We start from the raw sequence: 24,234 nt of genomic DNA, 5'->3' as shown, positions 1-24,234 counted from the left end.
GCGATAAAATCAGATCACAAACGAAGCCTTTTTTATATCTATTTCAATTGGTTGCCGCTAAAGATCCTGTACATGAGGCTCGATTAGCGAAGCGTAATCGGACGCTCGCGATACAAATATTTCGTGATATTGCCAGTTGCCTTTAGATTCCGACTTTCACCCACAAAAATCCCCCGTTACCGGGGGATTTTTATTTCTATCGGTTATCTCAGCTCGGCGGCTTAACCCACCAAAAACGCCCTTAACCGGGCAAACTCCGCAGGCAAATTAACGGAGAGCAGCGGCAGCTCGGCATGCTTGGCCAGCGGGCCGGGCAGCGGTACATCCAGACTCAGGATCTCGTCCACCGACTCCTTGAACTTGGCGGGATGGGCGGTGCAGAGGAACACCCCCACTTCGTCCTCGGCCAGCTGTTCCCCCAGCAGATCCCAGGCAATGGCGCCATGAGGTTCGCACAGGTAATCCTGCTGGTGCAGGCGCTTGAGTGCATCGCGGGTCTGGGCATCGTCACGCATGCCTGACCCCAGGGTCTCCAGCGCCCAACCCTTGCGACGGCAAAGCTCTTCCACTCGCGGCCAGTTGTTGGGGCGACTGACATCCATGGCGTTCGACAGGGTTGCCACTGTCTGGTGCGGCTCCCACTGACCGGTTTTCAGGTAGCGCGGCACGGTGTCGTTGGCATTGGTGGCGGCGATAAAGCGCTTCACCGGCAGCCCTAGCGCCTTGGCAATCAAGCCTGCGGTGAGGTTGCCAAAGTTGCCGGACGGCACGCTGATCACCGCCTTGGCGCGATCGGCTTTCGGCAACTGGGCCACCGCCTCGAAGTAGTAGCAAACCTGCGCCAGCAGACGGCTGATATTGATGGAGTTGGCGGAGTTGAGGCCAATAGCCTTTTTCAGTGCCTCGTCGTCAAAAGCCTGTTTCACCAGCGCCTGACAGGCGTCGAAGTCGCCGTCAATGGCGATGGTGCGGATATTGCCGCCGAGGGTGCAGAAGAGCTTCTCCTGCAGGGGGCTGATCTTGCCCTTGGGATAGAGGATCACCACCTCGATCCCCTCCAGCCCGTAGAAGGCATGGGCCACGGCGGCGCCGGTGTCGCCGGAGGTGGCGGTGAGGATGGTGATCTTGTCATTTGTTCTGAACGCCGCGAGGCACTGGGCCATAAAGCGGCCGCCGAAATCCTTGAACGCCAGGGTCGGGCCATGGAACAGCTCAAGGGCATAGGTGCCATCCTTGAGTTTCACCAGCGGCGCCGGGAAGGTGAAGGCGGCATTGATCAGCTCGCTCACTTTCGCTGCGGGCACTTCGTCCCCCAGCAGGTGGCTCAGGATGCGAGCAGAGCGTTCGGCCAGCGGCAGATCGAGCAGGGCATCCACATCGGCAAGCGGCTCGAGTTGTTCGGGGAAGAAGAGCCCCTGTTCGCGACCCAAGCCCTGACGCACCGCCTGCGCGAAGCTCACCTGTTCGCTGTTGTCCTTGATGTTGTAGAGATTCATAGCTCGCTTCCTGTTACCCGTGCCCCGGCCATGTCCAGTTTGCAGACCCGGGCAAATCCATCTTCGTTCTGCACGAAATGTGCTTCCATCCAATCTTTCATCCGCTCGGCCTGCGCCAGATCCTTCATCACCACAAATACGGTGGGACCGGAGCCGGAGATGCCGGTAGCCAGCGCCCCGTTCTGGGCCGCCTGCGCCCGCACCTCGTTAAAGCCTTCGATCAGCGCCGCGCGGTAGGGTTCGGCAATCACGTCTTTCAGTACGCTCGCCGCCAGCCCCTCCTGCCCGGTGTAGCTGGCGTGGACAAAGGCAGCCAGCCGACGACCGTAGGTGAGGCAATCCTGACGGCGATATTGGGCCGGCAGGATGGCGCGGGCGGCTGCGGTGGAGACCACAGTGCCCGGGTAACAGACCACCCAGTACCACTGATCGAACACCGGAATGCCCTGACTGATAACGCCGTGCTCTTCCAGCACCAGCTGCATGCCGCCGAGATAGCAGGGGGCCACGTTGTCGTAGTGAACGGAGCCGGAGATCTTGCCTTCCATCTCCCCCATCAGCAGCAGCATGTCGTGCTCATCAAGCGGCTCGCCGTGGAAGGCGTTGAGCCCCTCAAGGGCCGCCACCACGCTGCAGGCGCTGGAACCCAGACCCGAGCCCACCGGCAGGTTCTTCTCCAGCACCATTTCAAGCGGCTTGAGTTTAAGGCCGCGCTTCTCCAGCGCCTCGCCATAGGCGACCCAGCAGTCGAACAGGATATTCTTTTTCGGATCGTCCGGCAGCTTGTGGGCGTAGCGGCCCACGGCTGAGAGGGCGAACGGAACGTCTGCCACTTTCACCTGCACCCGATCGCCGAGCAGAGAGCCATCCACGGGGGCGAGCGCAGCCCCCAGTACATCAAATCCCACGCTCAGGTTGGCGCTGGAGGCGGGCGCATAGGCGACCACGCTGCCGCCTTCACTCATATAAGAGGGGTACATGTCTGAACTCATGCTTACAACTCCTGCTTCCAGTTCTGGGTGCGCAGCACGTCGGCAAAGACGCCCGCCGCGGTCACTTCGGTACCGGCGCCATAGCCGCGCAGCACCAGCGGGATCGGCTGGTAGTAGGTGGAAAAGAAGGCGAGCGCGTTCTCCCCGTCTTTGACCTTGAACAGCGGCTCGTCGCCACCGACCGCCTTGATGGCGACCTTGCACTTGCCACCCTCGATGGAACCCACGTAGCGCAGCACCTTGCCTTCACGCTGGGCCGCGGCGAACTGGTCGCGGAACCAGCCGTCGGCTTCGGGCAGGCGGGCCATAAAAGACTCCACATCTTCGCTGGCATCACCCTCTTTTACAAAAGATGGCGGCAGCGCCTGCTCCACCTCCACATCGGAGAGCTCCAGCGCCATGCCGGCTTCACGAGCCAGAATGAGCAGCTTGCGCGCCACATCCATGCCGTTGAGATCGTCGCGGGGATCCGGCTCGGTAAAGCCGTTGCTGCGAGCGATTTGAGTCGCCTCGGAGAAGGCCATCCCCTCGTCCAGCTTGCCGAAGATAAAGGAGAGGGAACCGGAGAGGATGCCGTCGAAGGCACGCAGCTTGTCACCGGCCTTGATGAGGTTCTGCAGGTTCTCGATAACCGGCAGGCCCGCACCCACGTTGGTCTCGTACAGGAACTTGCGGCGAGTCTGACGAGCAGTGCGGCGCAGCGCCTTGTAGTAATCGAGCGAACCGGTGTTGGCCTTCTTGTTCGGGGTGACCACATGGAAACCGGCGGCCAGGAAGTCGGCATACTGCACGGCCACCGCCTCGGAGGAGGTGCAATCGACGATCACCGGGTTGATGATATGGCTATCTTCCACCAGCTTTTTCACCCATTCCAGCGAGAAGCTGTCGCGGGCCTCGACCAGCTGTTCGCGCCAGTTGGCGAGGTTGAGGCCATCCTTGTTGACCGCCATCTGGCGGCTGTTAGCGATGCCCACCACCCGCAGGCCAGTGCCCTGCTCGGCCAGTACCGGTTGCTGGCGGGCAATCTGATCCACCAGCGCGGCACCGACGCCGCCGACCCCGACCACAAAGAGGTCGATAAAGTGCTGGCTACCAAAGAAGTTCTGGTGACACGCCTTGATGGCTTCCGCCACCTTGCGATCCCGCACCACCGCCGAGATGGAGCGCTCGCTGGAGCCCTGCGCAATGGCGACGATATTGATGGAGGCTTGCGCCAGCGAGGTGAAGAAACGGGCTGCCATCCCTTTGCTGGTGCGCATGCCGTCACCGATGAGGGAGATGATCGCCAGATCGCTGATGATATCCAGCGGCTCCAGCAGCTGGTTTTTGAACTCCAGCTCGAACTCGCGCTCCAGCACCTTGCGGGTCTTCTCACTGTCGTAGCTGTGGATACAGAAGCTGACGCTGTACTCGGAAGATGACTGGGTGATCAGCACGATACTGACCCCGGCGCGGGAGACGGCGGAGAAGATGCGACCGGCCATGCCGACCATCCCCTTCATACCGGGGCCGGAGACGTTGAACATGCACATGCCGGACAAGTCGGAGATGGCCTTCACTTTCAGGTCATCGTCGCCGCTCTCGGGGCCGATCAGGGTGCCCGGACCTTGTGGGTTGAAGCTGTTCTTGATGAGGCAGGGAATATGGAACTGGGCCACCGGCGCGATGGTTTTCGGGTGCAGCACCTTGGCGCCGAAGTAGGAGAGTTCCATCGCCTCCTTGTAAGAGAGGGTTTTCAGCAAGTAGGCATCCGGTACCAGACGGGGGTCGCAGCTGTAGCAGCCCTCGACGTCAGTCCAGATCTCGCAGCACTCTGCATCGACACAGGCGGCCAGCACGGCGGCGGAGTAGTCGGAGCCGTTACGGCCCAGCAGCACGGTTTCGCCCTTGTCGCTGCCGCCGGTAAAGCCCGGCATCAGGTAGAGGCAATCGCTACGCAGACCCTTGGCGGCAAAGCGCAGACGGGAGGCTTCGATATCGACGTGGGCTTCCAGATAGCCGCCGTCGGTGACCAGCAGCTCTTCCGGTATGATCAGCTCCAGATCCAGACCGCGCACCCGCAGCAGTTCGTGCATAAAAGCGATGGAGAGGTTCTCGCCACGGCTCAGAATGCGCGCCTGCACGTTGTCCGGGCAGAGGCCCAGAAGACGGATGCCCTGCATCAGCCGCTCAACCTGATCCAGCTCGGCGGTGAGACGGGCCAACAGCGCCTTGTCATCGAGCGCCGGATAAGCCGCCTTCAACCCGGCCAGCAGGCGGGAGAAGATGCCGTTGACTTCAAACAGGGTGGAACTGGCATCCATGCCGCGACTGGTCTGTTCCACCAGCGCCACCAGATGATTGGTCACCTTGGCAGGCGCAGACAGCACCAGGGCTACCTGAGATTGGCCGTGGGTATTGACCGCGATATCGGCCACCCGTAAAAAACGCTCTGCATCGGCCAGTGAAGACCCGCCAAATTTCAACACTCTCATCGCTTTCTCTCCCTGTAAATCTATGAAATTCAATCTAAAAACCAATCCAACAAAAAGGCCCGTACTGGGTGGGTACGGGCCTTTTCTGATTTCTGTGCTTGTTCGTCAGCGCATCAACCGGCCCCAGTGCCACCTGTGGTGGTACCGGTAATAATGGTGGTGGTGATGACGTTGGTGAATAACTGCATGACGAACACTCGTTGACGAAGCTGGCTTTTAGCAATACCGCGGCGGGCGATGGGCTGTCAACTTAAACCTCTTTGCTACTCACGCCCAAATCGGCGCGCAAGGTCTTTGCAGAGCAGATGGAGCATGTTCAAATCCCGCTGCGGCAGCATGGGCACCCGGTCCATCACCCATTGATGCAGTTTTTCATCCTGCAAAACTCCTAGTTCACCAAGCAATTCTGCTGTTTTGCTTTTCAGCACCCGAACCTGCCCGGCGTTATCAAAATTTTCTGCTACCGCAGCGGCGCCGTCGGCGTTCAGCTCATCCACCAGCTGACTCATCTCGTAGGCGTAGAGCATGATCGCCTGCCCCAGATTGAGCGACGGGTAGCTCACCTTGAGCGGCAGATAGCTGATGAGATCGACCTCGGCCAGCTGTTCGTTGGAGAGCCCCGACTCCTCGCAGCCAAAGACGATGGCGACCTTGCCGAGCGATGGCTTGGCGCGGATCTGCTCGCGGATCTCCCCCGGCGTGAGGTAGTGCTGGTAGCGACCGCGCTCACGGGCGGTAGTGGCGATCACCAGATCCATGTCCGCCAGCGCCTCGGGCAGGGTGTCGAACGCCTCGGCCTGAGTCAGGATCTCCTGGGCGCCGTGGGCCACCCAGCTCGCCTCCTCCTCTTCATGTACCCGGCTCGCCACCAGTCGCATGGCATCGAATCCCATGGTTTTCATGGCGCGGGCAGCCGCCCCCACATTCGCAGGACGGGCAGGTGCCACCAGGACAAAATAGAGCTTCATCGGGTTTCCTCACAGGCCGGACGGCCTCTTGAACAGTCGCAAAAACAGGGGCGCAATCTACCGTTTATCCCCGAAAATTGCCACTTGAACAGACGTTTCAATGTTGCGATAGTGGCCTGACGTGTGAACAAATGACACCTAATCCTTCGCGCTATCGGCCCGACAGATCACAAGGAAGAGAGAGATGCAGCAGCCATTGGAACAGGCCGTCGCCGAGACGATTCTGCAACGCTTCGAGTCGTTTTACAGCCGGTTTCTCGAGATCACCCAGGGCAGCAAGAGCCGCTTCGAGAACAGTGACTGGCTGGGGGTGCAGCTCGCGGGGCGCGAGCGTATTCGCCTCTATGACCACCATGTGGGGGCCACCGCCAGCTCGATCCGCCAGATGATGGGGGAGCACCACGCCACCCAGGCGCTGCTCAAACAGGTCAAGAGTGCCTTCAGCGATCTGCTGCCAAAATGCGAAAACTTCGAGGTGGCGGAGTCTTTCTTCAACTCCGTCTATCGCCGGATCTTTCGCCATCGCAACATCCGCGACGAAAACCTCTATATCCACCCCTTTGTCAGCCGCGGTGAAAAACCGGATTTAAGCGCCCTGCTGCGGGTCTATCGCACCGATCTGGCCCATTTGCCGCAGACCCTGAGCCAGCTTTTGGGGGATTACAGCTTCACCCTTCCCTACGAGGACAAGCAGCGGGATATTGTCGACATCCACCGCCATCTTGCGGAGAACGGCCCGCAAATCCTCCATGACGAGCCGTTTGCCATCGAGCTGCTCAAAGAGGTGTTCTACCGCAACAAGGGGGCCTATCTGGTGGGGCTGATCCGGGCCCGGGATCAGGTCTTCCCCTTTATCCTGCCCCTGCTCAGCACCGGCCACAGCATCTATGTGGACACGGTGATCTTCGAGCCGGATCTCGCTTCCATCGTGTTTGGCTTCGCCCGTGCCTACTTTATGGTCTATGCCCGTGAACCGGCACTGTTTGTCGCCTTCCTGCGCCAGATCATGCCCCATAAGCCCGATTACGAGATCTACAACGCCATCGGTTGCCAGAAGCATGGCAAGACCGAGCTCTATCGCCACTACCGCCACCATCTGGCCCAGAGTCGGGATCAGTTCATCATCGCCCCCGGCATCAAGGGGATGGTGATGAGTGTGTTCACCCTCCCCTCCTACGATGTGGTGTTCAAGGTGATCAAGGACGAGTTCACGCCGCCCAAGGATGTGAGCCACGAGCAGGTGAAGGCAAAGTACCGGCTGGTAAAACAGCACGACCGGGTTGGCCGCATGGCCGATACCCAGGAGTTCACCAACTTCGAGTTTCCGCTGGACCGCATCTCGCCGGATCTCCTTGCCGAGCTCAAGACGGTGGCACCGTCGGCCCTCACCATCACGGACGACAAGCTGGTGATCAAGCACCTCTACACCGAGCGCAAGATGATCCCCCTCAACCTCTATCTGGACAAGGCGGACGAGCAGCAGACCCGGCTCGCGCTGGAGGAGTACGGCAACGCCATCAAGCAGCTGGCGGCGGCCAACATCTTCCCGGGGGACATGCTGTTCAAGAACTTTGGCGTCACCCGCCACGGCCGGGTGGTCTTCTACGACTACGACGAGATCTGTTACATGACGGAGTGCAACTTCCGCCAGATCCCGCCGCCCCGCTACCCCGAAGACGAGTGGAGCGCCGAGCCCTGGTATTCGGTGGCCCCCAACGACATCTTCCCCGAGGAGTTCGCCACCTTCCTGCTGCAAAAGCCGCAAGTGCGGGAGATCATGCTGCAGCTGCACAAGGAGATGTTCGACGCCAACTACTGGAAGATGCTGCAGAGCAACATCAAGGTGGGGGTATTCGAGGATGTCTACCCCTACCGGCGCAAGAAGCGTTTCAAGTACCAGCGCGGCGGCTGATCCCGCTGGCCCAGCGCGAATGGCAGCAACGAAAACGGGGTGGCCAAAGCCACCCCGTTTTGCTATCCGCTTTGCGCCTTAACTGCCGCGACGGCGGATCACCCCCTCCTGCATGGTGCTCGCCACCAGCATGCCGTCACGGGTAAAGAACTGGCCGCGCACCAGACCGCGACCGCCGCTGGCGCTCGGGCTGTCTACCACGTAGAGCAGCCAGTCGTCGAAGCGGAAATCCCGGTGGAACCACATGGAGTGATCGATGGTAGCCACCTGCATATCCGGCTCCCAGTACGACACCCCGTGGGGCTGCAGGGAAGTGAGCAGGAAGTTGAAGTCGGAGGCGTAGGCCAGCAGGTATTTGTGGATCCGCAGATCATCCGGCATCTGGCCATTGGCCTTGAACCAGACGTGACGCACCGGATCCTGCACCGTTGGGCGAATAGGGTCGACCAGGGTCACCGGGTGCATCTCGATGGGCTGCTCGCAGAGGATCTTGTCGCGCAGGGAGGGCGGGATCAGGTTCTCGTAGGGACGCACCAGTTCCAGCTCGCTCTTGAGCGCTTCCGGCGGGGTGATGCCGGTGGGCATCTGCGCCTGATGCTCGAAGCCGTCGGCCGGCACCTGAAACGAGGCGTTGAGATAGAAGATGGGCTTGCCGCCCTGAATCGCCTTGACCCGGCGGGTAGAGACGGTCTGACCGTCGCGGATATTCTCCACGTCATAGACGATGGGGCGGGTCACATCCCCCGGACGCAGGAAGTAGGAGTGAAAACTGTGAACCTGACGGCCGGTCTCGACCGTCTGCTTGGCGGCTGACAAGGCCTGCCCCATTACCTGTCCGCCAAACACGGCCCGCAGACCGAGATCCTGGCTCTGGCCCCGAAACAGGCCCTCCTCGATTTTTTCCAGCGCCAGCAACGCCAGCAGCTCATCAAGTACCTTGCTCATCGTTCACTCCTCTATCAGAGCCGCACAGGCTAACAAGCTCACCGGAGCAGAGCAACCATGGCGACGAGTCTGCGGGCGATCAGACGACAGAAACGCCACTCAACCTCTTGCCCGCCTCCCCTTTTGCAAGCGATGGGAGGTCATTTGATACAAAAAAAGCCCGCACCATCTGGTGCGGGCCTTTCTATTGGCCGACTGCGCGCTATTTGACGGCGCGCAGTACGCAACGGGTTGTCGGCTTACTTGCTGCCGGTACCTGAGTTACGGGTAGAGGCTTGCGGCTTGCGACGGGCGGTGGTAGCGCGAGCGCGCGGCTCTTTGCCCTGCATCTCTTTGTGACGCTGCACGGCGCGACGGATCTGGGCGGCCTGCTTGTGACGGCTGGTTTTGCCATCTTGCTGCAGATCGACCTTGGATTCTGTCTCCGGCGGCAGGTTGACCAGACCGCGCAGGTAGTTCACTTCCGGCAGTTTCAGCTCTTGCCAGCCGCCGCGCGGAATGCCGCGGTCCAGCTTGACGTCGCCGTAGCGGATACGCATCAGGCGGCTAACCTGCACTTCCTGGGATTCCCACAGGCGGCGTACTTCACGGTTGCGACCTTCGGTCAGGGTGACGTTGAACCACTGGTTCAGACCCTCACCGCCAGCCGGTTTGATCTTGTTGAACTTGGCGGTGCCATCTTCCAGCTGCACGCCCTTGCGCAGACGCTGCAGCATGGCTTCGGTGATTTCGCCAAACACGCGTACCGCGTATTCCCGCTCCACTTCATGGCTCGGGTGCATCAGACGGTTGGCCAGCTCACCGTCGGTGGTGAACAGCAACAGACCGGAGGTGTTGACGTCGAGGCGGCCGACCGCGATCCAGCGGGCACCTTCCATCTTGGGCAGACGATCAAACACGGTGGGACGACCTTCCGGATCGTGACGGGTACACATCTCCCCTTCCGGCTTGTGGTAAGCCAGTACGCGGCAGATCACTTCCTCTGCCCCGCGGGTCTTGACCTGGTGACCATCCACCCGGATCACGGCGTTCACTTCGACGCGATCCCCCAGTGTGGCGACCTTGCCATCCACACTGACCCGACCTGCGGTGATCAGGGCCTCCATCTCACGACGGGAGCCGTGACCCGCGCGGGCCAACACTTTTTGCAGTTTTTCACTCATCGGGGTTACCTGATTGTTGATCGCTGCCCACTGGTCAAAGGGGCAACGGGGTTAACTGTAACAAACGCCGGTTGAAGCGCTCGCCACAGTTGAAAAATGTACATCTCGGTGAAATCGGCACGCTTGGGCGCCATTCACCGGGCATCGCTCTCCCCGTCCACCACCGAGGGCAACAGGGGTTGCAGCTCCGGATCCAGCTCGGGGAGCTGCTCCAGACTCTGCAGATTAAAGTAATCCAGAAACTCTCTGGTGGTGGCGAGCAGTTCGGGACGACCCGCGACCTCTTTGTGGCCAATGCTGCGCACCCAGCCACGCTCTTTCAGGGTATTCACTATCTGGCTCGACACCGCCACCCCGCGGATCGCTTCGATCTCGGCCCGGGTGATGGGTTGGCGATAGGCGATCAGGGTCAGCGTCTCCATCACGGCGCGCGAATAGCGCGGCGCCCGCTCGCTCCAGAGCCTTGAAAGCTCTTCGGCATACTCCTGACGCGCCTGAAAGCGCCAGCCGGAGGCGACCTCTTTGAGCTCGACGCCCCGTTCGCTGTAATCTTGCCTGATCTCGGCCAACAGCAGCTGAACATAGCGACTGGTCACCGGATAATCGGCCAGCACGCTGCTTTTCAGCTCGCTGACGTTGAGCGGACGACCAGCCACGAACAGCGCAGCTTCGATCAAGGTCTTGAGTCGTTCAGTGGGCAGCGCCACGGTTGCCCTCCTCGCTCTGCTCGGCCAATGCAAAATGGATTGGACCCAAGGGTTCTGCCTGCAGGATCCAGATCAGTTGCTCCTTGCACAGCTCCAGCAGGGCCAGAAACGTCACCAGTACCCCCATGCGTCCCTCTTCGGCGCGCAGCACCTGCTCAAGGCGCAGGGTCTGCCCCAGCGTGAGCATGGCGAGGATCTCCGCCATGCGTACCCGGGTCGGGATCTGTTCGCGGCGGATCTGGTGATGTTCGAAATGAGTCGCGCGTTTTACCACACTTTGCATGTAAAGGGCGAGCTCAACCAGCGAAACATCGGGCGCCAGTGGCTTGAGAGCGCCAAAATCGGGGGGCAAGGCGGCGGCGATAAAGATCTCCCGCTCCACCCGTGGCAGCTCGTTGAGGCGCTCGCCTCCCACCTTGTAGCGCTCGTACTCCTGCAGGCGGCGGATCAGGGTCACCCGCGGGTCTTCCCCCTCCTCTTCATCCTCCAGCTCCGGCGCCTTGGGCAGCAGCAGGCGGGATTTGATCTCCGCGAGCCAGGCCGCCATCAACAGATACTCCGCCGCCAGCTCAAGGTTGAGCCCCTGCATCAGCTCCACGTACTCCATGTACTGGGCGGTGATCTGCAGGATCGGCAAATTGAGGATATCGAGCTGCTGGCGCCGGATCAGGTAGAGCAGCAGATCGAGCGGCCCCTCGAAGGTATCGAGGAACACCTCCAGCGCATCGGGCGGGATGAACAAGTCCTGGGGCAGCTCGTGATAGGGCTGCCCCAGAACCCGCGCGATGGGGGACGGGATGGCGTGGGAGAGAACGGACTCCCCCGCTGACTCCGCGACCGGTGCGCCCGCCTGGGGCGGGGCCGTCACGGAAACAGGGTCGGCAGACTCACTCAAACGGGGTCGGATCCCCTGCGCCGCGACGACGCAGCACCGGCTCGTCGTCAGAGAAATCGACAACGGTGGTGGGCTGCTCGCCCAGATAGCCGCCGTTGACCACCAGATCGATCTGCTTGCCCAGCTTGTCGAAGATCTCTTCCGGGTCAAACTCGGCCATCTCGGAGTCCGGCAGGATCAGGGTGGTGGAGAGCAGCGGCTCACCGAGGGCCTCCAGCAGCGCCTGGGCGATCTTGTTGTCCGGGATACGGATACCGATGGTCTTCTTCTTCTCGTTCATCAGGCGGCGCGGCACCTCTTTGGTCGCCTTGAAGATGAAGGTATAGGCGCCCGGGGTGTTGTGCTTGATCAGGCGAAACGCACCGTTGTCGACCTTGGCGTAGGTCGCGATCTCGGAGAGATCGCGGCACACCAGGGTGAAGTCGTGAGTCGCATCGAGGCGACGGATGCGGCAGATGCGCTCCAGCGCCCCCTTGTCACCCATCTGGCAACCCAGCGCATAGCCGGAGTCGGTCGGATAGACGATGACGCCGCCGTTCTGGATGATCTGTACCGCCTGACCGATCAGACGGGCCTGGGGGTTTTCCGGATGTACGTAAAAATGCTGACTCATAGCTTGTTCTCGCAATGGGGGCAGCAATACCTGCCCGCTCGTATGGTCACGGATCAAAGACCCATGACACTACCTTAACCTGTTTGTGACCACTTCGCTGGTGCCGTTAGCGGCTCGCCAGCAGCTCGGCATGCTGTTCGGTGGTAAGCCCAAAGTGGCCCGGATAGGCCAGCCAGACCGGCATGCCTTCCTTTGGCAACCAGAGGTGGCGGCCCAGCTCGGTCCAGTTGGACGGAAAGTGAAAATCCGATCCCACCGAGATGTACAGATCGTGTTCTTTCGCCCACTGACCCAGATTGGCCCGCTCCTGTGGGCTCTGCTGGGGCAATGACACCTCCATGGCATCGCCACCGGCCGCTTTGAACGCCACCAGCAGCCGCTTGATCCACTTGGCGGTGAGATCGTAACGGCTGGGGTGAGCCAGCACCGCCAGCCCGCCCGCGGCGTGAATGGCTGTGATTGCTTCGCTCATCTCGGGCCACTCGGCCGGGGCATACCCTTTATTGCCACGACTCAGGTACTTTTTGAATACCTTCTGCATGTTGTCGGCTACCCCGCGCGCCACCAGCACCCGGGCGAAGTGGGCACGGGTCACAGCCGCATCACCGGCCAATGCCTTGGCCTCTTCATAGGTGCCGGGGATCAGACACTTCTCCAGACGGCGCCCGATTTCCAGTGCGCGAGCCTCGCGGCGAGCCCGTTGTCCGGCCAAAAACGCCACCAACTGCGGATTTTTTTCATCCACCCCCAGCGCCACGATATGAATTTCGTGATGCTCCCAGCCGGTGGAGATCTCGACCCCGCTCACCAGTCGCAGCGGCAACTGCTCGGTCTCGATGGTGCGGCGCACCTCATCAAGCCCGTCAAGGGTGTCGTGGTCAGTAACCGCTAACACCTCAACCTGTTTTTCAGCGGCGCGGCGCACCAGTTCGGCCGGGCTCAGCACCCCGTCGGAGGCAGTGGTATGGCAGTGAAGATCGAATCTCATCGGCTTGTTTCGCTCTTGTCTTGGGGCCCGCTTGAAAAAAAGAAGGCTAAAAAGCGACTTGACTTGGCCGCGGCTTTATCGTTTTCTGTAGGCACTTCATTGCAAACATCTTTTTACAGGACTTTATCATGCAAACGACTTCCATCCTGACCATCTGGTGGTGGCACACTCCCTGACATGCGGGCGTGTGGTCGTTGCTGTACCTGTAATCTGACAGCAAATTAAGAACCCAAAGAAAAAGCCCGCTGACCCCAGCGGGCTTTTTTATTATCCGGCAAATGGACCTGTGATGAAACCGAGAATTCAGACAAGCGCAATGACCTGGCGATGGCGACCCTACTGAAACCGCCCGAACCGACCCAATTTCCAAAGCATTTTTACGGGATTAGACGCATGAACATCGGTAAACCGCATCACACGCAAGGGAACGCACTATGACAGCCACACATCGCCTTCCTCTGGGTGAATTCGATACCCTCAAACTCAACGCCCCTTATGTGGCCGATCCGCTGGCGCTCTATACCCGCCTCTGTCAGGGTCGCCCCAACAACCTGCTGCTTGAATCGGTGGAGATCGACTCCAAGGCGGGCAAACAGAGCCTGCTGCTGGTCGATGCCTGCCTGCGCATCGAGTGCCGTGGTCGCACCGTGCGGGTTCGCACCCTCAACGACAACGGCGCCCAGTTGCAGAGCCTGCTGGCCGAGCGGCTGCCTGCGGTGGTGGCTCGTTCGCTGGTAGGTGGCGAGCTGCAGCTCGATTTCCCGGCCTCCGATCGGGAGCTGGACGAAGATTCCCGCCTCAAGGGGTGCAGCGTGCTGGACGTGCTGCGCACCCTGCAGCGAGAGCTCGATTGCCAGCTTGGTAAAGAGGCGCTCTTTATGGCGGGCAGCTTCGCCTATGACCTGATCGCTTCCTTCGAGGATCTGCCCGAGGTGCCGGAGGGGAGCAACCACTGCCCCGACTACTGCTTCTACGTGGCCGAGACCCTGATCACCATCGACCATATCGAACGCACCACTCAACTGCTGGCCTGCATCTTTGGCGGCGACAGCGACGAGAGCCAGGTGGAAGACAGATACACCCGCCTGACCGAGCGACTCACCGACTTCAAACAGCTTTGCCAGCAACCCCTTAGCGCCGAGCTGACCACCCAGCCCCTGAGCGGCGGCATGAGCGTGGACAAGAGCGACAAGCAGTTCTGTGCCGAGGTGGAGAAGCTCAAGGGCTTTATCCGCCGTGGCGACATCTTCCAGGTGGTGCCGTCCCGCTGCTTCTCCCTGCCCTGCCCCAGCCCCTTGGCCGCCTATCGCCGCCTCAAACAGACCAACCCCAGCCCCTACATGTTCTACGTGCAGGATGAGGGCTTCACCCTGTTTGGCGCCTCGCCGGAGAGCGCGGTGAAGTTCTGCGCCGCCAGCCGCGACGTCGAGATGTACCCTATCGCCGGTACCCGCCGCCGTGGCTTCAACCCCGATGGCAGCATCAACCGGGATCTCGATGGCCGCATCGAGCTGGAGCTGCGTCAGGATGAAAAAGAGGTGGCCGAGCACCTGATGCTGGTGGATCTGGGCCGTAACGACATCGCCCGCATCTCCGAGCCCGGCACCCGCTACGTCAAGGAGCTGCTGAAAGTGGATCGCTACAGCCACGTGATGCATCTGGTCTCCAAGGTGGTCGGTACCTTGCGCGCCGACCTTGACGCCCTGCACGCCTATCAGGCCTGCATGAACATGGGCACCCTCACCGGCGCACCCAAGATCCGCGCCAGCGAGCTGATTCGCATGGTGGAAGGCAAGCGCCGCGGCAGCTACGGCGGCGCCGTCGGCTACATCAACGGTGCAGGCGAGATGGATACCTGCATCGTCATCCGCTCCGCCTTTGTGAAAGATGGCATGGCCCATGTGCAGGCCGGTGCCGGGGTGGTCTATGACTCCAAACCGCAGGCCGAAGCGGACGAGACCCGCGCCAAGGCGGCCGCCGTGCTGGCCGCCATCGCTGCCAGCCATGGCACCTCCCTGCAAGCACTGAACGCCCAGCAGGAGCAACATAAGGACGTGAGCCATGACTAACATCTTCCTGCTCGACAACTTCGACTCCTTTACCTACAACCTCGTCGACCAGTTCCGCTCCCTCGGCTATCCGGTGAGGATCTATCGCAACAGCCTGCCGGCCAGCCGCATCATGAGCGAAATCGCCGCCTGTGAAGGGGACGCCGTGCTGGTGCTCTCGCCGGGGCCGGGCGCCCCCCATGAAGCGGGTTGCCTGATTGACCTGATCAAGCTGGCACGCGGTCAGGTGCCCATCCTCGGCATCTGTCTCGGTCATCAGGCCCTGTGCGAAGCCTACGGTGGCACCGTCGGCGCGGCGGGCGAAATCGTCCACGGCAAGCGCTCCCTGATTGAGCACAACGGCCACGGCGCCTTCGCCGGTCTGCCGAGCCCGCTGCCGGTGGCCCGCTACCACTCGCTGGTCGCCACCTATGTACCGGAAGAGCTGACGGTGATTGCCCACTATCAGGGCATGCCCATGGCCATTGAGCAGCAGGATGAGCGGGTGCTGGGATTCCAGTTCCACCCGGAATCCATCATGACCTCGGAAGGGGCCCGTCTGCTGACTCAGGCGCTCGCCCATATCACCCGCCCAGAAAGCAGCGTGCGTTAAGGTAAGGAGACCAACATGCATCAACATCTCAACACCCTCTATCAGGGTCAGTCTCTGAGCCGTGAAAGTACCCGCGACGCCTTCGGCCAGGTGGTACGTGGCGAAGTGGATCCCATTGTGCTGGCCAGTCTCTTGACCGCCCTCAAGATCAAGGGGGAGACCCCGGAGGAGATCGCTGGCGCCGCCGAGGCTCTCTTGGCGGAAGCGCGCGACTTCCCGCGTCCAGACTATGCGTTCTGCGATATCGTCGGCACCGGGGGCGATGGCCTCAACACCATCAACGTCTCCACCACCTCGGCGCTGGTCGCCGCCGCCTGCGGCCTGAAAGTGGCCAAGCACGGCAACCGCTCGGTCTCGAGCAAGTCAGGCTCCAGCGATCTGCTGGACAAGATGGGCATCAAGCTCGACATGAGCCCGGCGCAGGCACGCCACTGTCTGGATGAACTCGGCATCTGCTTCCTGTTCGCCCCCCAATACCACGCTGGCGTGCGCCACGCCATGCCGGTGCGTCAGGCCCTCAAGACCCGCACCCTGTTCAACGTGCTGGGGCCGCTCATCAACCCCGCTCGTCCCACCTATCAGCTGATGGGGGTCTATGCCCCCGAGCTGGTGCGCCCCATCGCAGAAACCCTGCTGGCACTGGGGCTGAAAACCGGTATGGTGGTTCACGGCGCCGGGCTCGACGAGATTGCCATCCACGGCCCGACCCAGGTGGCCCAGATCCGTGACGGCGAGATCCGCGAATTCATGATCACCCCGGCTGACTTTGGCCTCGAGACCTATCCGGTCAGCGCCATTCAGGGCGGTGAGCCTGAAGAGAACCGCGCCATCACCGCCGCCATTCTGGAAGGACGTGGCACCCCGGCCCACAACGCCGCCATCGCCGCCAACGTGGCGCCACTGCTGCTGATGGCGGGCAAGGCGAAAGATCTCAAGAGCGCGGCGGCCGAAGTGCTGGCGGTGCTGGCAAGCGGCAAGACGGCAGAGCTCGCTGCCAAGTTGGCCACCCTGAGCCATCAGGAGGCATGATGTCAGCCAAGAACCAGCACGGCACTCACTCAGGCACTAGCTCAGATCGCCCGCAGGGCAGTACCCAGTTTCGCAAGGATAACGAGATGTCAGACCTTATTGCCCCCCATGCTTTTCTGAACATGGCCTCCATCAGCCAGACCATTCTCGGCAAGATCGTGGCGGCCAAGCAGGAGTGGGTTGCCGCCCGCAAGCTGGCCCAGCCGCTGGATAGCTTCCAGAGCGCGCTGACCCCAAGTGATCGGGATTTCGTCGGGGCGCTCAAGGCGGGCTCCACCCGCTTTATTCTGGAGTGCAAGAAGGCCTCCCCCTCCAAGGGCTTGATCCGCGACGACTTCAGCCCGGAGGCCATCGCCGACATCTATGGCAAATACGCCACCGCCATCTCGGTGCTGACCGACGAGAAGTTCTTTCAGGGGGATTTCGCCTTCCTGCCGCGGGTTCGCAGCCGTGTTCAGCAGCCGGTGCTCTGCAAGGATTTTATGATTGACCCCTATCAGGTCTATCTGGCCCGCCACTATCAGGCGGACGCTATCCTGCTGATGCTCTCGGTGCTCACCGACGAGGGGTATCGCGCCCTGTTCGCGGTGGCCAAGGAGCTGGGCCTTGGCGTGCTGACCGAAGTGAGCAATGAAGAGGAGCTGACCCGTGCCATCGCGCTGGGGGCGCCGGTCATCGGCATCAATAACCGGGATCTACGCGACTTGAGCGTCGATCTCAACCGCACCAAACAGCTGGCTAAAGATATCCCGAGCGATCGGGTGGTGATCAGCGAATCCGGCATCAACCACCGCGCCCAGGTGGCGGATCTGCGCCACCACGCCAAGGGCTTTCTGGTGGGCTCATCCCTGATGGCCGAGCCGGATCTGGAGGCTGCTGTGCGCAAGCTCACTCTGGGCCAGAACAAGGTGTGCGGCCTGACCCGCGCCGACGATGCCGCCGCCGCCCATCAGGCGGGCGCGGTGTTTGGCGGCCTTATCTTTGTGGCAAAGAGTCCGCGCTATGTGGACATCCCCGCCGCCCGCGCCGTGATGGCGGGTGCGCCGCTCGCCTATGTGGGGGTGTTTCGCAATGCCCAGCAAGAGACCATCGCCAAAACGGTGGAGGCGCTCGGGCTCGCCGCGGTGCAACTGCATGGGGATGAAGACGCCGCCTATATCGACAACCTGCGTCCGCTGTTGCCGGCGACCTGCCAGATCTGGAAAGCCATAGGCGTCTCTCTTGGCAAAGAAAGCGGCGAGCCGCTGCCCGCCCTCGACTATCCGGCGGATCGCCTGCTGCTGGATACAAAAGTGGGCAGCCAGAGCGGCGGCACGGGTCAGGCGTTCGACTGGGCCATGCTGGCCCATCTCGACAAGAACAAACTGATGCTGGCGGGGGGGCTCAATCCCGACAACGCCCTGCAGGCGGCGCAAGTGGGCTGCCTCGGCCTTGATTTCAACTCCGGGGTAGAGAGTGCCCCGGGCCAGAAGGATACACACAAGATTGCGGCCGCGTTTGCCGCCCTGCGCACTCTGTAACGCAACCCTTTTTGATGTTTCGATTTAGCTAATACAAGGAAGAAGCCATGACCCTGCTCAACCCGTTTTTTGGTGAATTTGGCGGTATGTACGTACCCCAAATCCTTATCCCCGCCCTGCTCCAGCTGGAGAAAGCCTTTGTCGATGCCAAGGATGATCCGGCCTTTATCGCCGAATTTCAGGAACTGCTGACCGAGTATGCCGGTCGCCCGACCCCGCTCACCCTGACTCGTAATCTGACCAAGGGCACCAAGACCCGCCTCTACCTGAAGCGTGAAGACCTGCTGCACGGCGGCGCCCACAAGACCAACCAGGTACTGGGTCAGGCGCTGCTGGCCAAGCGGATGGGCAAGAGCGAGATCATCGCCGAGACCGGCGCCGGTCAGCACGGCGTTGCGACCGCACTGGCCTGCGCCCTGCTCGGCCTCAAGTGCCGGGTCTATATGGGTGCCAAGGATTGCGAGCGCCAGAAGCCCAACGTCTTTCGCATGAAGCTGATGGGCGCCACCGTCATTCCGGTGCACTCCGGCTCCAGCACCCTGAAAGATGCCTGCAACGAGGCGCTGCGTGACTGGGCTGCCAACTACGAGTCGGCCCACTACCTGCTCGGCACCGCCGCCGGCCCGCACCCCTTCCCCACTATCGTGCGGGAGTTCCAGAAGATGATCGGCGAAGAGGCCAAGGCCCAGTGCTTCAAGAAAGAAGAGCGGCTGCCAGATGCGGTGATCGCCTGCGTCGGCGGCGGGTCGAATGCCATCGGCATGTTTGCCGACTTCATCGACAACAAAGAGGTGCGCCTGATCGGGGTCGAGCCGGGTGGTCACGGTATCGAGAGCGGTGAGCACGGTGCGCCGCTCGGTCACGGCAGCAAGGGGGTCTTCTTTGGCATGCACTCCTACCTGATGCAGGACAAGCAGGGGCAAATTCAGGAGTCCTACTCCGTCTCGGCGGGGCTCGACTTCCCCTCCGTCGGCCCGCAGCACGCCTATCTGGCCGCCATCGGCCGCGCCGAGTATGTCTCCATCACCGACAAGGAGGCGCTGGACGCCTTCCAGGAGCTGGCCAAATCCGAAGGCATCATCCCGGCGCTGGAGTCCTCCCACGCGCTGGCCCACGCCCTCAAGATGGCCCGCAGTGAACCGGAGAAAGAGCAGGTACTCATCGTCAACCTCTCCGGCCGTGGCGACAAAGATATCTTCACCGTCGCTGACATTTTCGAGAAAGAAGGAACCTTGTCATGAACCGTTACGCACAACTCTTCTCCCGTCTGGACGAAGCCAATCAGGGCGCCTTTGTGCCGTTCGTGATGCTGGGTGACCCCACCCCCGAATTGTCACTGGCCATCGTCGATGCGCTGGTCGCAGGGGGCGCCGATGCCCTCGAGCTCGGCATTCCCTTCTCCGATCCGGTAGCGGATGGCCCCACCATTCAGGGCGCCGCACTGCGCGCCTTTGCCAGCCACACCACCCCGGACGACTGCTTTGAGCTGCTAGGCCGCATCCGTGCCAAGTACCCGCAACTGCCCATTGGCCTCTTGGTCTACGCCAACCTGGTCTATGTACGCAAAATCGACGGCTTCTACGAGAAGTGCCAGCAGGCAGGCGTGGACTCCGTGCTGGTCGCCGACGTGCCGGTGCAGATGTGCGCCCCCTACAAGGCGGCGGCCGACAAGTTCGGCATCGACAGCATCTTTATCGCCCCGCCCAATGGCGACGCCGAGACCCTGAAACAGGTGGCGGAGCTGGGTAATGGTTACACCTATCTGGTGAGCCGCGCCGGTGTGACCGGTGCCGAGACCAAGGCCGGCATGCCGGTGGAGGGGCTGATCAATACCCTGCGCGAGTTCAATGCGCCCCCCGCCCTGCTCGGCTTTGGCATCAGCGAACCGGCTCAAGTGCGTGAAGCCATTGCCGCCGGCGCCGCCGGTGCCATCTCCGGTTCCGCCGTGGTGAAGATCATCGAGACCCACCACCAGAATCCGGAACATATGCTCACTCGTCTGAAGGAGTTTGTGGAAGGGATGAAGGCCGCGACCAATCGTTAAGGCGGCATGGGTCACATGCCATTGGCCGTAGTGATCCGGCTGCGTATCCACATTACGCATAGCAGCCATCGTTGCATCACCATATCAAAGGGAGTCTGACCGGCTCCCTTTCTTTTTATCTCGCTTGCACCCGCTTGCAGCTCCCGGCTGTTTGCCCCCTCTCCCTCCGGGAGAGGGCTGGGGTGATGGAAGCTTTACATTCTCTGCCAAATGAGTTGAGCTCCAACCGCTAACTAATTTATTGATCCAACACAGATTCCCGCCAAAACATGCTTCTCAACGCCCAACCCTTGCCATTAAGATAGCCAAACGACAATCCCTCTCTCGGGAGCGCACCATGGCTGCAATTGTTGCTATCTCGCAGGTTAACAGCAGCGAACTGGGAGCTGTCACTCAGGGGCGGTAGCGTGGTTTTTATCGGTTGACGCAGCGTGTAGCGAAGCCCAACAGGCGAACATTATTTCGCCAACCAAATCGGGATAAACAAGGATGTGGCGGATTCGTAAAACAGCTTTCAGATATATTCGCGGTAAACGTTGGGCTTCACTTCGTTCAGCACCAACCTACGCTTTTTAGCCCAACATACGGAATAGCCAAAAAACTATGACAACAAGATGCGTCACAAAAAAATACAAGGCAGGCTCTGGACGCGGTACAGGAAAAGAACAGATTGTTTGTGTTTTACTAACTAGTCCAGACGACGTACTGCAAGCAAAAGACAACCTGGTTTTGAAATACCTTAATAATGCTGGCGTGTCAGCTTCACTTGGCATCTATTTTTATCGTTTTAAGAACAACGCAAAACCATTCATAAAAATTGGAGAGTGCACAAGAAAAGATGGCATCGCCGTAAGATTCAAGCGCGGCTGGCATGGCGCCGAAACTTACTCGGACACATATCTAAAAAAGAAAAATAATGGCAAATATGTAAAAAGCCAGTTCCTTCTTGAAATAGAAAAAATATCAAGTGAAAACCCTGCTTACTTTGTCTTCTATGAGCAGTCTACTATCGACTCACATCCAAAAATAGATGAAATTTTTGCTTATCGAATGCACAAGAGACTATTTAAATGTGGAACAAAAAGCCCTGAGCGCATGAACAGCAACCCATTGCTAGCGAGGCGTTTGGTTTGGCATAAGCGGGCCTTTTCCGAGGTTGTACGTTGTGAATTTCCTGATGGCACAAAATATGGCTAACAAAGCCGCAAACACGGGCAAGCGACAAAGTAGAAGACCTACCTTTCTGAGCCGCTGTTATCGAGCATTATTGCGCCAACCAGATCGGGATAAACAAAGATGTGGCTGATCCGTAAAACAGATCTTCAGATTTATTCGCGGTAAACGTTGGGCTTCACTTCGTTCAGCACCAATCTACGATTTTTAGCCCAACATACGAGATACGCTTTTGGCCGCCCTTTAACCAAACATTAGCCACAAGCAAGAGAGAACGATATGCAACAATTCTTAGAAAGTAACTGGCTGTCAATTCTGTCTATCCTTATAGGTATCGTCGTAGCATATATCTTTTACCGACTACAGAAAAAAGATGCTGCATCTGCATCTGCTGAACGTAAGAAGCACGCTACATATGAGCTATTGGATGTTGTTGAAAGTTACATAATTAATAAGCAGCGACTATCGGAACATGTGATTGAAAATCTGATATATGCGTCTGAACGAGATCACTCAGTTGCATTACGACCAACATGCACTGCAATTTCACTTCTTCAAGATGTAGCCCTGCGTTTACAACGAAGCAGACATTTGGATATACCGCAAAAGTCGGAATATTCCGAAAAAATTGAAGAACTAATACGTGAGACACGCGAGCATCGAGAGCCTACTCGTCTCAATGAATTGAACACAGAACCAGATGAAATCATTACCGCTCTTGAAGCAATGTTGATACCTGAGCGGAGAGAAGATGCGAGAAAAATTCTTGATTCACTAGCAAGCATTGTTGAAAGGAAAAGCGAGTTCTCATTGAAGAATGAAAAGAGCAAAGAGCTTACCATGATAATGGCTACAACTCTTCTTGGTGTGTCTACCGCTCTAGCAACATCATTAATCGGCAGTAAAATTTTCGATTCAGTCACAACTTCACCAATAACTTCAATATTCAGTAAGCTTTTCCCGCTCATGGGGGCACTTCTAGCAGTTGTGGTTGCACTTCAGGTTACAGTTACTGCACTTCGAATCAGGAGGCGTGATTCTAAAAATAGTGATGAAAAGCAAAACATAATGGCTAACTCATCATTCAAACGGGACGCCTAACGGCCCCCTTAATTCAAACGTTATGCGTCAGAGATAATTTATGAATCCAGATATCTTTTTAGATGATTTTGAAATTACAGAAAACACACAAGAACTACATGCAATACTCGGACGTTGCTTGATAGTTGCAACTCATTTTGATCACTTGTGCGACCATACATCGAAATTCTTTGAACTAAAAAATTCGTATGTAAAGGCTGCTGTTGATCTTCATCAATTCGAGGATTACGCGATAGAGTTAATGTGTAAATACCAACCCCTACATCAAAACATAGAGTCATTATCAGTTAATGATGACGTAAAGCATATACTCCTTGCTGCGAAAAAAGCTAGAAATGAAATAGCTCACAGTTTAGCCACTGGTCTAATAGGATGCTTGGATAAAAAAATAGATGAAAGCGAATTTAAATCTCACTTAACTCAACTTATTCAAGATGTAGCTGCTGGCGATTATTTTATTTCTTCTATTTTATCACTGGGTAACAATGACCCTTTGTTTCAATTTTCATACAATAAATATCAAGAAAAAATAGTAGCATGGGTGCTTGGAAAGTGAATTGAAGCCGCATGACAAACGCTTTAAGAGTGACTTCCAATGCGTAGCTTTTTCAGCAATTCTATTAGGCCATGGTTATTACAGTTGTTGTGTTTAGGTTTAGTTTTAGTTTTTATGCGTTGTAACCCCCTTAAGCGGGCGTTATGCCTCAGGAGATTAAACACCTATTGCAACAATAAGTTTGGGACACCCATCATTCTATAAAACAAGTTATATCGCCAAAACATAAATAAAGGGTGACCGAGTTTTTATTTTTACTCAACCACGATATATCCAACAACCCTTTCCAACCCCACCACTAACGCCTTCTTCTCCACACCCGCCATCCCATCAACACCAGCATCAATACAACCCCCGGCAGCCAGACCCAGTAGAGTTCGGAGAGGATCACCGCCTCACCTCGGGCGGTGAGATAGGCCTCCAGCTTGAAGGGGGCGACCCGGATCACCTGCCAGGGAGCAAAGAATCTCTCATCCCGCCACGGCCAGAGCCAGCCAACCCCCTTGCCGCCGGTGGTGAGCGAATCGAGCAGGCTGTGGGAGAGCAAAGATACCAGCAAAAACGACCAGACAGTGGCGGCGCTGGCCCTAAGCTGGCGGTGAAACAGCATGGCCAGTGTGGGCAGAGCAAAGGCAAACAATAGGGAGTGGGTAAAGCCACGGTGGCCAAAGACATGGCCGTAGGCTACCCCCAGTTTGAAGGCGAGCACGTCGGCATCGGGCAGCATGGCGATGACAACCCCCGCCAACAACAAGCGCGGCGGAATAATCCGGCTGCCAAACCCGAGCCCAAGACAGAGAGGGACGGCGGCGTGAGTGACTATGGTGGGCATAGAATGAAGCTCCAACTGCAAACGTGCGTCTACCCTACCCCCGCTCGGTGAAGTGAACGTGAAGTGCACTACGGCTCTGCAAGCGAGTCCATCCCTGCCCCTCGGCCATCCTCCAGATCATCCCTCACCACCTTTTTTCTCTAAAAAGTGAACTTATCTACACTT

At 58.9% G+C, this 24,234-nt stretch carries 21 protein-coding genes; 10 read left to right on the top strand and 11 right to left on the bottom strand.

The window, feature by feature from the left end; genetic code table 11:
* Positions 1–221: 221 nt before the first annotated feature.
* The 4 genes from thrC to OKC40_RS13770 form a co-directional block, all read right to left on the bottom strand.
* Complete coding sequence (gene thrC / locus OKC40_RS13785; protein ID WP_064338409.1) at positions 222–1,496, bottom strand: threonine synthase; 1,275 nt, start codon at positions 1,494–1,496, stop codon at positions 222–224.
* Complete coding sequence (thrB, locus tag OKC40_RS13780; RefSeq protein ID WP_270660053.1) at positions 1,493–2,488, bottom strand: homoserine kinase; 996 nt, start codon at positions 2,486–2,488, stop codon at positions 1,493–1,495. The genes thrC and thrB overlap by 4 nt, the downstream gene beginning before the upstream one ends.
* A 2-nt stretch (positions 2,489–2,490) precedes the next feature.
* Complete coding sequence (gene thrA / locus OKC40_RS13775) at positions 2,491–4,962, bottom strand: bifunctional aspartate kinase/homoserine dehydrogenase I (RefSeq protein WP_270795577.1); 2,472 nt, start codon at positions 4,960–4,962, stop codon at positions 2,491–2,493.
* A gap of 263 nt (positions 4,963–5,225) precedes the next feature.
* Entirely contained in the window at positions 5,226–5,930 is a 705-nt protein-coding gene (locus OKC40_RS13770; RefSeq protein WP_270795576.1) for a tRNA/rRNA methyltransferase, read from the bottom strand.
* Between the two features lie 184 nt (positions 5,931–6,114).
* Here OKC40_RS13770 and aceK point away from each other — a divergent pair, with 184 nt between their 5' ends.
* Complete coding sequence (aceK, locus tag OKC40_RS13765; protein ID WP_270795574.1) at positions 6,115–7,842, top strand: bifunctional isocitrate dehydrogenase kinase/phosphatase; 1,728 nt, start codon at positions 6,115–6,117, stop codon at positions 7,840–7,842.
* Positions 7,843–7,920: 78 nt separating this feature from the next.
* Here the strand turns inward: aceK and tesB are convergent, their stop codons facing one another.
* The 6 genes from tesB to rnm form a co-directional block, all read right to left on the bottom strand.
* Positions 7,921–8,787 (bottom strand): acyl-CoA thioesterase II, encoded by an 867-nt coding sequence (tesB, locus tag OKC40_RS13760; protein ID WP_064338413.1) that lies wholly within the window; start codon positions 8,785–8,787, stop codon positions 7,921–7,923.
* 239 nt (positions 8,788–9,026) lie between these two features.
* Positions 9,027–9,950 carry a 23S rRNA pseudouridine(2605) synthase RluB gene (gene rluB / locus OKC40_RS13755; RefSeq protein ID WP_270795572.1) on the bottom strand — a complete coding sequence of 308 codons (924 nt, stop codon included), beginning with the start codon at positions 9,948–9,950 and terminating at the stop codon, positions 9,027–9,029.
* Between the two features lie 134 nt (positions 9,951–10,084).
* On the bottom strand, positions 10,085–10,657 hold the full coding sequence (gene scpB, locus OKC40_RS13750) for an SMC-Scp complex subunit ScpB (RefSeq protein WP_127008394.1): 573 nt from the start codon (positions 10,655–10,657) through the stop codon (positions 10,085–10,087).
* A complete protein-coding gene (locus tag OKC40_RS13745; RefSeq protein ID WP_232099208.1) occupies positions 10,641–11,552 on the bottom strand; it encodes a segregation and condensation protein A in 912 nt (303 codons plus the stop codon). The genes scpB and OKC40_RS13745 overlap by 17 nt, the downstream gene beginning before the upstream one ends.
* Complete coding sequence (locus OKC40_RS13740; protein WP_058053104.1) at positions 11,545–12,165, bottom strand: L-threonylcarbamoyladenylate synthase; 621 nt, start codon at positions 12,163–12,165, stop codon at positions 11,545–11,547. The genes OKC40_RS13745 and OKC40_RS13740 overlap by 8 nt, the downstream gene beginning before the upstream one ends.
* 106 nt (positions 12,166–12,271) lie before the next feature.
* Positions 12,272–13,153 (bottom strand): RNase RNM, encoded by an 882-nt coding sequence (gene rnm / locus OKC40_RS13735; protein ID WP_075112437.1) that lies wholly within the window; start codon positions 13,151–13,153, stop codon positions 12,272–12,274.
* A gap of 434 nt (positions 13,154–13,587) precedes the next feature.
* On the opposite strand from rnm, the gene OKC40_RS13730 reads away from it, so the two are divergent.
* The 9 genes from OKC40_RS13730 (at position 13,588) to OKC40_RS13690 (ending at position 23,237) form a co-directional block, all read left to right on the top strand.
* Positions 13,588–15,222, top strand: coding sequence for an anthranilate synthase component 1 (locus OKC40_RS13730; RefSeq protein ID WP_270795568.1), 1,635 nt, complete (start codon positions 13,588–13,590; stop codon positions 15,220–15,222).
* A complete protein-coding gene (locus tag OKC40_RS13725; protein ID WP_005359135.1) occupies positions 15,215–15,814 on the top strand; it encodes an aminodeoxychorismate/anthranilate synthase component II in 600 nt (199 codons plus the stop codon). Before OKC40_RS13730 ends, OKC40_RS13725 begins: the two co-directional genes overlap by 8 nt.
* A gap of 15 nt (positions 15,815–15,829) precedes the next feature.
* The gene (trpD, locus tag OKC40_RS13720; protein ID WP_058053107.1) at positions 15,830–16,843 is read left to right on the top strand and encodes an anthranilate phosphoribosyltransferase; all 1,014 of its coding nucleotides are present in this window, start codon (positions 15,830–15,832) and stop codon (positions 16,841–16,843) included.
* An 86-nt stretch (positions 16,844–16,929) separates the two neighbouring features.
* Positions 16,930–18,363 carry a bifunctional indole-3-glycerol-phosphate synthase TrpC/phosphoribosylanthranilate isomerase TrpF gene (gene trpCF, locus OKC40_RS13715; RefSeq protein ID WP_270795582.1) on the top strand — a complete coding sequence of 478 codons (1,434 nt, stop codon included), beginning with the start codon at positions 16,930–16,932 and terminating at the stop codon, positions 18,361–18,363.
* Between the two features lie 47 nt (positions 18,364–18,410).
* Positions 18,411–19,604 (top strand): tryptophan synthase subunit beta, encoded by a 1,194-nt coding sequence (gene trpB, locus OKC40_RS13710; RefSeq protein WP_270795566.1) that lies wholly within the window; start codon positions 18,411–18,413, stop codon positions 19,602–19,604.
* Positions 19,601–20,407 (top strand): tryptophan synthase subunit alpha, encoded by an 807-nt coding sequence (trpA, locus tag OKC40_RS13705; protein WP_005350211.1) that lies wholly within the window; start codon positions 19,601–19,603, stop codon positions 20,405–20,407. Before trpB ends, trpA begins: the two co-directional genes overlap by 4 nt.
* A gap of 603 nt (positions 20,408–21,010) precedes the next feature.
* Positions 21,011–21,604 (top strand): hypothetical protein, encoded by a 594-nt coding sequence (locus OKC40_RS13700; protein ID WP_270795563.1) that lies wholly within the window; start codon positions 21,011–21,013, stop codon positions 21,602–21,604.
* A 255-nt stretch (positions 21,605–21,859) separates the two neighbouring features.
* Positions 21,860–22,681, top strand: a complete 822-nt coding sequence (locus OKC40_RS13695) for a hypothetical protein (protein ID WP_270795561.1) — start codon at positions 21,860–21,862, stop codon at positions 22,679–22,681.
* Between the two features lie 40 nt (positions 22,682–22,721).
* Positions 22,722–23,237: a hypothetical protein gene (locus OKC40_RS13690; RefSeq protein ID WP_270795559.1), complete on the top strand. Its 516-nt coding sequence runs from the start codon at positions 22,722–22,724 to the stop codon at positions 23,235–23,237.
* 298 nt (positions 23,238–23,535) lie between these two features.
* Here OKC40_RS13690 and OKC40_RS13685 read toward each other — a convergent pair whose 3' ends face one another.
* On the bottom strand, positions 23,536–24,069 hold the full coding sequence (locus tag OKC40_RS13685; RefSeq protein ID WP_270795557.1) for a metal-dependent hydrolase: 534 nt from the start codon (positions 24,067–24,069) through the stop codon (positions 23,536–23,538).
* Positions 24,070–24,234: the final 165 nt, after the last annotated feature.

The sequence above is a fragment of the Aeromonas sp. QDB11 genome, assembly GCF_027705265.1.
GTDB lineage: Bacteria > Pseudomonadota > Gammaproteobacteria > Enterobacterales > Aeromonadaceae > Aeromonas > Aeromonas allosaccharophila.
The sequence above is the reverse complement of the archived record's forward strand: the minus strand, read 5'-3'. Positions and strand labels throughout refer to the sequence as shown.

What these genes read in the sequence shown, in the direction of transcription:
- thrC (WP_064338409.1), bottom strand. Translation starts at nt 1,496, where the DNA reads ATGAATCTCTACAACATCAAGGACAACAGCGAACAGGTGAGCTTCGCG.
- thrB (WP_270660053.1), bottom strand. Translation starts at nt 2,488, where the DNA reads ATGAGTTCAGACATGTACCCCTCTTATATGAGTGAAGGCGGCAGCGTG.
- thrA (WP_270795577.1), bottom strand. Translation starts at nt 4,962, where the DNA reads ATGAGAGTGTTGAAATTTGGCGGGTCTTCACTGGCCGATGCAGAGCGT.
- OKC40_RS13770 (WP_270795576.1), bottom strand. Translation starts at nt 5,930, where the DNA reads ATGAAGCTCTATTTTGTCCTGGTGGCACCTGCCCGTCCTGCGAATGTG.
- aceK (WP_270795574.1), top strand. Translation starts at nt 6,115, where the DNA reads ATGCAGCAGCCATTGGAACAGGCCGTCGCCGAGACGATTCTGCAACGC.
- tesB (WP_064338413.1), bottom strand. Translation starts at nt 8,787, where the DNA reads ATGAGCAAGGTACTTGATGAGCTGCTGGCGTTGCTGGCGCTGGAAAAA.
- rluB (WP_270795572.1), bottom strand. Translation starts at nt 9,950, where the DNA reads ATGAGTGAAAAACTGCAAAAAGTGTTGGCCCGCGCGGGTCACGGCTCC.
- OKC40_RS13740 (WP_058053104.1), bottom strand. Translation starts at nt 12,165, where the DNA reads ATGAGTCAGCATTTTTACGTACATCCGGAAAACCCCCAGGCCCGTCTG.
- rnm (WP_075112437.1), bottom strand. Translation starts at nt 13,153, where the DNA reads ATGAGATTCGATCTTCACTGCCATACCACTGCCTCCGACGGGGTGCTG.
- OKC40_RS13730 (WP_270795568.1), top strand. Translation starts at nt 13,588, where the DNA reads ATGACAGCCACACATCGCCTTCCTCTGGGTGAATTCGATACCCTCAAA.
- OKC40_RS13725 (WP_005359135.1), top strand. Translation starts at nt 15,215, where the DNA reads ATGACTAACATCTTCCTGCTCGACAACTTCGACTCCTTTACCTACAAC.
- trpD (WP_058053107.1), top strand. Translation starts at nt 15,830, where the DNA reads ATGCATCAACATCTCAACACCCTCTATCAGGGTCAGTCTCTGAGCCGT.
- trpCF (WP_270795582.1), top strand. Translation starts at nt 16,930, where the DNA reads ATGTCAGACCTTATTGCCCCCCATGCTTTTCTGAACATGGCCTCCATC.
- trpB (WP_270795566.1), top strand. Translation starts at nt 18,411, where the DNA reads ATGACCCTGCTCAACCCGTTTTTTGGTGAATTTGGCGGTATGTACGTA.
- trpA (WP_005350211.1), top strand. Translation starts at nt 19,601, where the DNA reads ATGAACCGTTACGCACAACTCTTCTCCCGTCTGGACGAAGCCAATCAG.
- OKC40_RS13700 (WP_270795563.1), top strand. Translation starts at nt 21,011, where the DNA reads ATGACAACAAGATGCGTCACAAAAAAATACAAGGCAGGCTCTGGACGC.
- OKC40_RS13695 (WP_270795561.1), top strand. Translation starts at nt 21,860, where the DNA reads ATGCAACAATTCTTAGAAAGTAACTGGCTGTCAATTCTGTCTATCCTT.
- OKC40_RS13690 (WP_270795559.1), top strand. Translation starts at nt 22,722, where the DNA reads ATGAATCCAGATATCTTTTTAGATGATTTTGAAATTACAGAAAACACA.
- OKC40_RS13685 (WP_270795557.1), bottom strand. Translation starts at nt 24,069, where the DNA reads ATGCCCACCATAGTCACTCACGCCGCCGTCCCTCTCTGTCTTGGGCTC.